The organism is Peptacetobacter hiranonis, from assembly GCF_008151785.1.
Lineage (GTDB): Bacteria > Bacillota > Clostridia > Peptostreptococcales > Peptostreptococcaceae > Peptacetobacter > Peptacetobacter hiranonis.
On record NZ_CP036523.1, the window covers coordinates 1956182 to 1968643 of the forward strand.

Genomic DNA, 12462 nt, shown 5'->3' on the forward strand with positions numbered 1-12462 from the left:
ATCGCACATACAGAAAAAGGCTATTGCATTTGCAATGGCCTTTTATCATATAGTAATTATTATATCTTTAGAAAAAGCTGCCACAAAAGTGACAGCTTTTTAATTATTATTATTATTTTATTGTTGATACTGTATCATCTTTTACAACTGTATACATACCATTTAATTCAGTGCATTTATACCCTGATTCTAAATATTTAGTTACATCATCTGTATATTTACCAGCTGTTATTTTTATAGAATTTAAGCTATTTATAGCATCATTAGGGAAGCTTTCATATGTTTTATGATTTTTAAATATAACTTTATCTTTTCCAGCTTTCACAGTTGCACCATTTATATTTATTTCTTTTTTCAATGTTTTTCCATTATGCTCTCCTGATGTTGCCCGTTCTCTAAGGAAGTGTGTTCTTAGTGCATATCCATGCTTACTTTCTAATTCACTATTTCCACTTATATTTACTATCGCATCCCAGTGATAATTTCCTTCTAAGTATATAGCCTCACCAGCGGCTTCTGAACCACTATTATTTTCTTTTAAGCCATTTATGTAGTCGTCTATAGCCCCAGGTGCTCCATAATCATCTGTTGCAGTTATTTTAGAATCTATTATATTTAAAATACCACCTTTTATTGATATTCCTGTACCAGCATTAATTTCAGTATTAGTTAATGTGACATCAGTTTTATCTGAAGGTAAATACATTCCTAATATAGTATTATTTATTTTCGTTCCATTTTTCACATCTATTTTTATATTTTTATATGTTCCATTAGTTGCTATACCATACATACTTCCAAACGCCACATCTGGTGCATTTTTATATGTAAATCCTCCCATGTCTACATTAACATTAGATACAGTTAAATCTACATTACTACCTAATATTCCAATTCCTACATTTAGCTGTTTTTCCTGACTAGCTCCAAATTTTAAATTTCCATTGATTACATTTACATTTATTTGGCTGTTTTCTCCTCCTTCTCTATCCTTAGTTATAAGGATAGCATATCCCCATTTAGGATTATTATCAGTTATTGGATTTCCATTGGAATGATTTCCTTCTGTATTTAATAGTTCTGTACATTTTAGCTCATAATTATTTAAATCTATTGTGATGCTTCTCTTTACATGTATTCTTTTTTCAATATTAATGTTATCATTTAATTTTATAGTTGTTTTTTCTTTATTTGCTAATGCAGTTCTTAATTCTTCTTCAGTTGATACAATAGCTGTTTTTTCATTAACCCATTCATTATTTGTCCATAAATATGTACCTTTTCCAAGATTTCCATATTTTCCATTTTCACCTATCACTAATTTAGATGTTGCACCTTTACCAATTATTGTTCCTGTTACTTCTCCATTAACTGTTAGTTCTGCTCCATCAACTAATGACATAGTTTTTCCTGAAGCTATTGCTAATGTAGTTCCTTCTTTTACTGTTGCATTACTTTTTCTTTCAATATTATTTGTTACATAGTATTTAGCACTATCAGCTGCACCTTCTAAATATAAGTTATCTCCATTAGATATAGACTTACAATATACTTTATTTCCATTTGTCCAATCTTCACGGCAATAATCTCCCTTACAATCAACAAATATATTTCCATCTATTATAGCTTTATCCTGTGCATCAGTCATATTAGCTAATTTACTAGCTTCTTTTATTCCTGTTATATTTTCTTTAGCGACTCCTCCAGCTATTGTTATTGCCACTGAAGAATATCCTGAATCATTAGCTTTAAATCCATTGAATGTATTTCCTGATATTTTATAATTTACTGTAGTACTAGTTGGCCATATAGATAATCCATTTGTAATACCACCTTGAGAATTATTATTAAAAGTACAGTTAGTTACTGTTAAATCACTACAAGCAACGTTAATTCCATTACGATCTACAGTATTTTCTCCTTGTTTGTCTCCCTGATTTGTTATAGTTATATTATTTATAACACATTTTTCACCAGTAACTACAAATGAGCCGTATACAGTATTTTTTGAGTTTGAAGTAATTGTAACATTATTTGCTTTTACATTGTATACTCCATAAGAAGAAGTTGAGCCTATATTTCCAGTTATTTTTATAACATCTCCTGCCTTAGCATTCTTTAATGCTTCTTTTAATTCTTCTGGAGTATCAACTTTTATAGAATTATCTGCAGGAGGAGTTACTATTGTTCCACCACCAGTACTTGGTTTGCTTGTAGAGTTATCTGTAACATTTCCATTTGGAGCAGTTATTTCTACTTTACCTGTAACTGTTCCTTCAACTTTTATATCTACGTTTTTATCTGTATTTATTATTATATCTTCTGTTATTGTTGCATTTGGTTTTAATACTATTTTGTCGTTAGCATTTGCTTTTTCTAAAGCTTCTTTTAATTCTTCAACTGTTCCTACTTCGTAAACATCTGTTTCTTCTATATCTTTTAACTGGTTGAATGCACCTTCGTTACCTTTTCCACCAACCTGAGTTATTGTGTCTATTTTCTTAGTATTTATTACATCTATCTGTTTTTCGCTTAATTTTTTAGAAGCTATTAATACTGGAGCTCCATTTTTAGCTGCAAGCGCTCCAACTGCTAATGCATCTATTAACTGAGTATCTCCATCTCTACCGTCTTTTGCTAAGTATAGGTTGTCTAATTCTTTATCTCCATAGAATTTTTCTATAACTTTTGCATTAGTATCATTTCTGTTTGATCCTTCTATTCTCTGTTTTCCTGGTAAACTAGATACTAATTTTTCTGGTAGCGCTGTTGTTCCACCTATTATGAATGACGCTTTTATTGCTTCATCTTTTATAAATTTTTCAGCTGCTGATAATCCTTTTTTAGGATTTGCAAGAAGTATTGGCATACCTTTTTCAGCTGCTGCAGCTGCAACAGATACTGCATCTGCAAGTCCTGTTGTACCATTTACTACTGCTATTTCAGATACATCTTTTATTCCATCTAATCTTTTAGCTATTGCAAGAGCAGTTTCTTCTCTTGTTTCACCTTTTATTCTGTCAACTTTTAGATTTAGAGCTTTAAGATCTTTTTCAACTTTAGCTGAAAGAACTGCATCTCCACCTATCATTATTACATTTTTTGCGCCTAATCTTTTTATTTCATTAGCAGTTGCTTTATTTAGTCCATCTTTACCTGTTAAAAGTATTGGAGCTTTTTTAGCATGCGCAAGAGGAGTTGCTGTTAAAGCATCTGGTATTGCTGAACTGTTTACAAGTATTACAGTTTCTGCACTTGACCATCCATCTTTACTTATTTTTACTGCTGTTTCATGTCTGTCATTTCCTATTATTGTTTCGCTGCTTGTTGTAGCTGCCATTACTGGTGCTACACTTCCAGCTACCATAGTTATCGCCATTACTGTAGCTAAATGCTTTGGTGTTTTCATAATTTCATCCTCCAAAATTTATTTTTCTTAAAAACAATTCTACTGGGTTTAGATTGTTTTTTGTATAAAAAAATGCAGAGTAATCCCTTTAGATTATTCTGCATTTATAAACAAGTTTATATTCATTTTTTTCATAGAAAAGAATAGACTTATAGTGTCTGTCTGTCTGTCTGTCTGTCTGTCTGTCTGTCTGTCTGTCTAGATTTTAGTAACAATAACATATTTCAGTCAATCCTTTCCTAATAATTAATTCTACCAATATTATACACTATTTTTTTGTATTTAACACACAATTTATTCTATTTTAAACTTTTTCTTATTTTTTAATTATTCTCTATTTTTAATACAGTTTTATATCCAACTATACCCCCATTTATTAAAAATTACTCTCCATATTTTTTAATATTAAAAGCTCTAACACGTTCATCTAGTTCCTCTTTTGTATACTTGCTAACTGTATCTTCAAAGTTTTTAAATTTATTCTTACTTCCATAGCAATTATTTTTAAAAGAATTCCCATATTTAAAATCATTACCTTCTCCACAAAAATCCCCTGTCAATTTATCAATATTTTCTATGTAGTTATATTTCACTGCATTATATAAATATCCACACTTACTCCTTGGATTCTTGATCTTTGTTATTTTAATTTTTTCCTGTAGATAACTAGAATCCTTTCCTTTGAGTTTGAGAATCTCATTAATCCTTCTAGCATACTCCTCGGTATATTCATTTTCCAAAAATTCCTTTAACATCTCGTCTTCTTTTTTCACTTTGCACACACCTATACCATTAGGTAGTGGTTGTGTAATACATTTAGTATTATTTGTGTAGTTATTGGTATTGCTCTGCTCAACCTGATTAAATTCATCTTTCACATCTGAGCAACTGCATTTAGTTAAGTTGATATTTTTCATTTGTTCATCAGCAATTTCATTTAACTTGTCGTAGTCTATGCTATACCATTTAGTTCTATCAAATCCCATTTTGTTAAAATTCCCAACAATTAATAGTCCTTTTTTCTCTAGAGGCGTAAAAATTCTTCTAAGTGTACTCTCACTCCAAAAATCAAATACATCATCATGCCATTTCTGCATACTATTAAATGTCCAATATCTTCCTTCTTTGAAATTAATATTATTTTCCTTATTCTTTACAAGCCAATAATGAATCTGCTGTATAACTATAGCTTCATTTACCCCGATAATTCTAGCAAGACTTCTTTCAACTATCATTGGATGCTCGTCCATTAAAAATTCTCTCATAAATATCTTCCCTCACTTTTGATTAATATAATTTACCCTATCACTTTTGTATATACAAGAATTACTAAAAATTGACACTTTTTTTCGTAATTGAAATTTCAACGTTTTAAATGATTTTATCAAAATTTAGTTTGAATAATTATTTTTCACTAAGTACAAATAATACTTTTTATTTTGAGTTATTTACTCACTAAAAAAGGCTACCCCACTAAATTAATAGTGTGATAGCCTTTCAAATCTCAATCAATTTTTATTGATTATATTTAGTTTTATTCAAAGTCTATTTCAAAGTCCATTCCACCAACCTGAACAGTGTCTTTTCCTTTTAATATACTCTTATCAGATTTTTTGTTAACTAAAACTATACCGTTATTTTTAGCTAGAGGAGATGCTGTTAATGCGTCAACTAATTTATCCCCGTTCGCTATATATACTTTTTCTTTTCCTGAATAGAATTCATCCATAACTTCTCTATTTGTTGCATATCTATCTGATCCAGCTAATCTTTCTGCGTCATATTTAGATACTATTGATTTATCTACTACAGTATTTCCACCTATTACATAGTATTCAACACCAGCTTTTTTAGCATGAGTTGAAGATTTTCCGTTAGTTAGTAATATTGGTGCTCCATTTTTAGCAGCTACAGCTGAAGCTGACATCGCATCTGCTTCACCTTTGAATCCATTAACTACGAATGCTTTGTTGTAGTTACCTAACTTTTTAGCTACTAATTCTGAAGTTTCAACTCTTGTTTTTCCACCAAGTCTTTCAACTTTTATATTAGCTGCAGTTATTTCTTTAGCAACTTTTGCACTTATAGCACTTTCTCCACCTATGATGTAAACTTTTTTAACTTTTTTGATTCTGTCCATAGTTACTTTAGGTATAGAATCTTTTTTAGTTAATAATATTGCTCCATTTTCTTTACCTGCAAGACCTGAAGCTGATAATCCGTCAGACATAGTAGAAGTTGCATTTACAAGAACTACTGTATCGTATGAGCCAAGTTTGTCAGCTATTTTAGCTGCTGTATCATATCTATCTGAACCAATTATTTCTTCATGAGTATATACTGGTTTAGAAGGTTTTGATGGAGTTGATGGTATACTTGGTGCTATTACACTAAATTTAGCTTCTAAAGTAATATTTCCAGTAACTTTTTCATTAAAATCATATTTAACTCCATCTTTATACCATCCTTTAAATGTATAACCACTTTTAGATGGTTCTTCTGGTTCTTTTATAGCATTTTCTTTTGTTACATAAACTTTTTTATATTCTTTTCCATCTACTTTAAAAGTTACTTCAATATTATTTGTTGGATTAAATATATTATCTTGATTTGCACTTCCATTTACATTTTCTACACAACTTTTATCAAAAGAAACATTTGTAGTTACACCAGATGTATTAGTTATTTCATTTCCACCAGATTTTCCAGCATCTAAAGTTGTTACTTCTGCTTTTCCAGTTATAGATACAGAACTAGAAGCTATAGAACCTGTTACATCAGCTTCATTAGCTCCTCCTACATATAATTTTCCAATTGTTCCACCAGTTATTTCCATATTACTAGAATCCATTGATCCTCTATTTACACTTTGCATTTCTTTTATAGTTCCATCATTTATAGATACTTTAGCATCTCCAGTATATCCATTAGAACCACCAGCAGTTACATAATTTACATTTCCACCATTTATAGACACTTTAGCTTTTCCAGTATAACTTATACCTTCTCCGCCTCCATATACCATATTTATAGTTCCGCCATTAACTATTACTTCTGTTTCATCAACTCTACATGGCGAATTTTTTGGATCTCCGGCATACCAATTTTTTCCATTTTCACATCCACAGTTATTTCTTAATGATGATGCTCCTCCTCCCATTATTCCACCGGTTATCTCAGCACCTTCATTTACAACCACTCTTGCTTTTGTTACATGACTTTTATGAAGTCCTCCTGCAATTATATTTTTTACTTTACCAGAATTCATAGTTATTGATGTTTCACTAAGGGTATCATTATCATGATATCCGCCTACAATACTTGCTGTTTCTGGTACTTCTAACGAGCTTCCATCCCATGAAATCTTTACTTTTCCTTCACTTCCTGCTTCAATAGTAATTGCTTTAGCATTTGCAAAGAAAATACCTAATGTTTCATTGTATGTTGGTTCTTCATTGGTAATAGTACTTTCAATATTAGGTACTAAAGAATCACCTTTTATTTCTTCTGCATTTACTCCTTGAGGCATTAATGAAGAAATAATTGCAGCACATGCAAGTACACTTATCACTTTTTTAGTATACTTCTTTTCATTCATTTTTCTAATGTTTTCTCTAAATTTCAAAATAATCCCTCCAAAATTATAATTTTAAACATACTAAAACTTACAAATAAAAAAGCACAGAAAAAACTATATCCCTTAGAATATAATCTCTCTGTGCTTAATCTCTAATTTTATGTAATTTTTGCATCAAAAGAAAAAGACATTAAACTACTTTGTCTGTCTGTCTGTCTGTCTGTCTGTCTGTCTGTCTGTCTGTCTTAGTATTTTCCCAAACTACGAACATCTCGTCAACTCCCTTGATACAAAATTAGTAATGTTTATACTAAAATTATATCAAATTAATAAAATAAATCAAACGTTTTTAATAAACTCCTTAGAAAGTAAAGAACTTCACATATATACACATTTATTCTATATAAATCCATGTATATACTTTCCTTTTTCATAATAATTTCATATTTATCTTAAAATATTTTTTACCATAATCGCTATATCAAACTTTATAAAACAAACTATTAAATTTTCAAAATAAAAATTCTTCCAATAAAAATACTCTTATTTACTTTTTTAAATATTTGTTATCGAAAAACTATTTAAAAAGGGTTTCCAACACAAAAAAGAGGAAGAATGTATGCTTGCAGCGACAATGCAGCTCGACTGCCTGGAGCAAAAGCATACCCTTCCTCTTTTACATAAGAACCCTTTTATTTTCGATTCTCTTTGTTATTCTATTTCTATCAAAACTTTCTAATATTATCATGCAGTTCTTTCTACTTGATCCTATTAAATCTCTATACTCTCCAAGAGTAATCTCTCCATGCTCATTAATATAATCAACAAGCATCTTCTTAGCCTTATCATAAGTTTCCATATCCATAATATATCCATCCCCAAGCATAGCAACAGAATCACCTATCATAGCATCAAGAACCTCTTTAGCTCTAACATCTTTTCCTGTAATTTCCTCTATAGTTGGAACAGACTCAAATCCACATTTCTTAAGCATCTTCTGCATTCTGTTTCTGTTTTCTTTCTGTTTTTCATTGAAAACAACTTCGAAATCTTTAAGCGAAACAATATTTCCAGCGATTTTGATAAGTCCATCACCTTCAAATGCAGCAAGCACTATATCAAATTCTTTAGGTTTAAATTTACTTTCAACCTTAGATTTTAACTCTTCCTTTAAAATACCTGGTTTTAATCTATTGTGTTTATGGTAATCTGCAAGAAGTTCATTTACCTTTTCAAATAATTTTTTGTAGTGATTAGTATGTATGTACATATTTCCAATCACAAATATCTTACCATCTTCAGATAATTTATCTAAAGCTTTTCTTATATCCTCTTCGTGAGCACCACTATAACTCATCATATCCTTAACTGTAGGATAATTTTTAGAGTTGTGTTTTAAATATTCTTCAAGAATATCGTGAAGTTCACCTTTTTCTTTAACTTTTAGAGCTTCGATTACATCTTCATCAAATCTCTTATGTTTTTTAGGTGAAGCATCTATTATAACACCACCACCTATTGTAGCCATTGGTGAATAACTTCTTACAACAAAAGTATCTCCTTTTTTAGATACTATACTTTCTTCAAGTCTTAACTGAACAAATCCATTTTCTCCTGGAGCAATCTCTTCCTTATCAAGAGGAACTGCTCTACAAAGAATTTCTCTTGTTCCGTGGTATAATCTTAATCTATCCCAATGTTTTAAAGTCCTATCTACATGTTTGATTATGTTCATCTTAACATCTAACATCATAGACTCTTCTAGTGAATCTGGAGCTGCAAGAACATCTCCTCTTCCAATCTCATCTTTTTTAACATTAGAAATATTTATAGCTGTTCTCTGTCCAGCATAAGCAGTATTTTCATCTTCACCATGAACCTGAATACTTCTTATTTTAGCTTTTAGGTTTTCTGGATATACAACTAAATCATCATCAACGCTTATCTTACCTTCAAGAAGAGTACCTGTAACAACAGTACCATGACCTTTTATTGTAAATACTCTATCTATATTAAGTCTTGCTGGTGAGTTTTCGTTCTTTTCTTCTATCTGCTCACTCATATCGTCTAATTTCTGAATAAGCTCAGGAATACCTCTCTTAGATACAGAGTCTACTTCTAGTATTTCTGCATCTTCAAGGAATGTACCTTTCATTCTTTCTTTTATATCTTCTTTAACTAATTCTCTGAATTCTTCTTCTACCATATCGCTCTTAGTTAATACAATTAGACCATTTTTGATATTTAAGAATGATAGTATATCTATATGCTCTACTGTCTGTGGCATTACACCCTCATCAGCTGCAACAACAAGCATTACCATATCTAGACCAGATGCTCCTGCTAGCATGTTTTTTATAAATTTTTCATGCCCAGGAACGTCTACTATACCTACTCTCTTTCCACTAGGTAAGTCGAAGAAAGTAAATCCTAGATTTATGGAAATACCTCTTTTTTTCTCTTCATCAAGGGTATCTGTTTCTCTACCAGTCAATGCCTTTATAAGTGTTGTCTTACCATGGTCTATATGACCAGCAGTCCCTACTATAATGTGTTTCATATTTATTTCCTCCTAATTTCGAATCCGAGCTACAACTAAATTACATAAAAGCTAATTTTAGTTCATTTGCTACATCTACAAACTCGTCTTCGAATATAGTTCTAACATCAAGAACGTATTTATTATCATAAACTCTAGCTATTATATGAGAATCGCTAAGTCTTAATTTTCTTTCTAATGTAGATACGTTCATATTATTTGGAGTTATCGCTATTCCTCTAGATTTCATTGTTTCAAGAGGCATAGATCCTCCACCAACCTGAGATAGACATTCTTCTATATGAACATCTGCATCTAGGTTTAATTTTTCTATTTCTGCGTATAGAAGGTTAGCTTTTCTTTCTAATTCTTCCATAGGCATTGTTATCATATTTAATGTAGGTATGTTTTTAACTGCTTCTTCTTCATCTAAGTACATTCTAAGTGTTGCTTCAAGTGCACATATTGTAAGTTTGTCTACTCTTAGCGCTCTTGTTAGCTGGTTTTTCTTCATTGCAGATATGTATTTCTTTTTACCTACTATTATACCTGCCTGTGCTCCACCAAGCATTTTATCTCCACTGAATGTTACTATATCAGCACCCCGGTGTATTGAGTCAAGTACAGTTGGCTCATATTCTAAACCGTATTTAGATAAGTCTATAAATACACCACTACCTAAGTCTTCTATTACTGGTAGGTTGTATTTTTTACCTAATTCAACAAGCTCTGCAACAGATATTGATTCTGTGAATCCCATTATTCTGTAGTTACTTGTATGAACTTTCATAAGTGCTCTTGTGTTTTCTGTTATAGCTTCTTCGTAGTCTTTTAGATGTGTTTTATTTGTGGCACCTATTTCAACTAGGTCAGCCCCACTAAGAGCCATAACACTTGGTATTCTAAATGATCCACCAACTTCAACAAGTTCCCCTCTTGATACGATAGCTTCTCCACCTTTAGCCATTGTGCTAAGAACAAGCATAACTGCTGCAGCATTGTTGTTTACTACTAAAACATCTTCTGCTCCAGTTAATCTTTTTATCATATCTGTTAAGTGAACATATCTTGATCCTCTTTCACCTTTTTCTAAATCGTATTCAAGGTTTGAGTATCTTGAAGCCGCTGTCCATATTTCATCTTTAATTTTTTCACTTATTAAAGATCTACCTAAGTTTGTGTGAAGAACAGTTCCTGTTCCGTTTATTACCTTCTTTAAAGAAAGAGCGTAATTATCTCTTGCTTTTCTTTCTGTTTCTTCTATTACTTTTTCCATAGTAAGAGAGAATTTTTCAGCTTCTTCTTCTGTTTTTATAGCGACTATTGTCTTTCTATTTATATCTATTACTTCCCTTATAGATTCAAGAACTATACTTCTTGGATATTTTTCTATTAATTCTTCTATTTCTTTCTGTGATAATACTTCATCTACTGAAGGAAGCATTTTAAATAATTCTTTTTTATTCAACCTGACCACTCTTTCTTTTTAATATTTATTAGATATTGTTTTCCCTTATTTGATTATATCACATGTATGTATTTTCCGTTTTCATATTTTTCTTTAACTTCACCTATTACTTCTGCAACTATTGATCCATTTGCAAGCATGTCTTTTACTATATCATCTGCCTGGTCAGCTCTAACTGCAACAAGTAATCCACCTGATGTCTGAGGGTCGTATAAACAGTCTTCTATGCTTTCTGGTACACTTTCATCCTTCATAACATCGTCCTGTATGTATCCCATATTGTTGTATGCTCCTGATGGAACTATACCCATTTCAGCCATTTCTATTGCACCATCTAATATAGGTACATTTTTAGAATCTATTTCTATTGTTACATCTGATGCTTTAGCCATTTCCATAGCATGTCCTAATAATCCGAATCCTGTTATATCTGTTATTGAATGTACTTCAAATTTATTAACACTCATAGCAGCATATTTGTTTAGATGTACCATTGTTTCTATTACTTTGTCTACTACTTCCTGAGATACTAAGTCTTCTTTCATTGCTGTTGAAAGTATTCCTGTTCCTACTGGTTTAGTAAGTATTAATTTATCTCCTGGTCTAGCAGTTGAGTTAGCCTGTACTCTGTCTGGATGAACTAATCCTGATACAGATAATCCGTATTTTGGTTCTTTATCATCTACTGTGTGTCCACCAACTAGTAATGCACCACTTTCTTTAACTTTACTAAATCCACCTTTTAATATTTCTGCAAGTACCTGCATATCGTGGCAAGATGGGAAGCAAACTATATTCATTGCAACTATTGGTTCTCCACCCATTGCATATATATCTGATAATGAGTTTGCTGCTGCTATTTGTCCAAATATATATGGATCATCTACCATTGGAGTAAAGAAGTCTAATGTCTGTATTAGAGCTTTTTCATCATCTAATTTGTATATTGCAGCGTCATCTGCTGTATCTAATCCTACTAATAAGTTTCCTACTTTTTCGTTGTCGTTTTTTGGTAGCTGAGATAATACGTCAGCCAGAACCTCTGGCCCTATTTTAGCAGCTCACCCTCCTGCTGATGTCATTTCTGTTAATCTTTTATATTCTTTTGCCATTTTTAATTCCCCCCTGTTTGTAAATTTTTTCGTTATTTATATTTTTCTTTTCTTCAAATTCTATTTAAGGCATCTATTGTTTTTTTATTTATATCTATCGTTTTTTTTAATAACTGTGCACTCTTATATTAACATATTTTTTACGTTTTATATATAATTAATTAACGTTTCTCCCCAAAATAAAAGGCTAGCTTGATTTTTTTAATCAAACTAGCTTTTTTGAATTTTTTAATAAATTTATTTTTTTAATTTTATTTTTGATTTATCTTATATTTTTAACAAATATCTTTTTCTTACAATACTTTTTACATATCTTATAATAGATAAAATCTTCATATTTGAATAAAAAAACTATAG

The 12462-nt window shown here is 30.8% G+C and carries 6 protein-coding genes; all 6 read right to left on the minus strand.

Annotation, left to right across the window (positions count from 1 at the left end; all coding sequences use genetic code 11):
* Nucleotides 1–112: 112 nt before the first annotated feature.
* Nucleotides 113–3409, minus strand: coding sequence for a cell wall-binding repeat-containing protein (locus KGNDJEFE_RS09200; protein ID WP_006440887.1), 3297 nt, complete (start codon nucleotides 3407–3409; stop codon nucleotides 113–115).
* Between the two features lie 383 nt (nucleotides 3410–3792).
* Nucleotides 3793–4674, minus strand: a complete 882-nt coding sequence (locus KGNDJEFE_RS09205) for a hypothetical protein (protein ID WP_006440886.1) — start codon at nucleotides 4672–4674, stop codon at nucleotides 3793–3795.
* Nucleotides 4675–4943: 269 nt separating this feature from the next.
* The gene (locus tag KGNDJEFE_RS09210) at nucleotides 4944–7034 is read right to left on the minus strand and encodes a cell wall-binding repeat-containing protein (RefSeq protein ID WP_050754684.1); all 2091 of its coding nucleotides are present in this window, start codon (nucleotides 7032–7034) and stop codon (nucleotides 4944–4946) included.
* A gap of 628 nt (nucleotides 7035–7662) precedes the next feature.
* A complete protein-coding gene (selB, locus tag KGNDJEFE_RS09215) occupies nucleotides 7663–9546 on the minus strand; it encodes a selenocysteine-specific translation elongation factor (RefSeq protein ID WP_006440884.1) in 1884 nt (627 codons plus the stop codon).
* 40 nt (nucleotides 9547–9586) lie between these two features.
* A complete protein-coding gene (selA, locus tag KGNDJEFE_RS09220) occupies nucleotides 9587–10969 on the minus strand; it encodes an L-seryl-tRNA(Sec) selenium transferase (RefSeq protein WP_040410691.1) in 1383 nt (460 codons plus the stop codon).
* A 77-nt stretch (nucleotides 10970–11046) separates the two neighbouring features.
* Nucleotides 11047–12105: a selenide, water dikinase SelD gene (gene selD, locus KGNDJEFE_RS09225; RefSeq protein WP_083780568.1), complete on the minus strand. Its 1059-nt coding sequence runs from the start codon at nucleotides 12103–12105 to the stop codon at nucleotides 11047–11049.
* Nucleotides 12106–12462: the final 357 nt, after the last annotated feature.

Coding starts and splice junctions, on each gene's coding strand:
- KGNDJEFE_RS09205 (WP_006440886.1), bottom strand. CDS start 4,674: ATGAGAGAATTTTTAATGGACGAGCATCCAATGATAGTTGAAAGAAGT.
- KGNDJEFE_RS09200 (WP_006440887.1), bottom strand. CDS start 3,409: ATGAAAACACCAAAGCATTTAGCTACAGTAATGGCGATAACTATGGTA.
- selA (WP_040410691.1), bottom strand. CDS start 10,969: ATGCTTCCTTCAGTAGATGAAGTATTATCACAGAAAGAAATAGAAGAA.
- selB (WP_006440884.1), bottom strand. CDS start 9,546: ATGAAACACATTATAGTAGGGACTGCTGGTCATATAGACCATGGTAAG.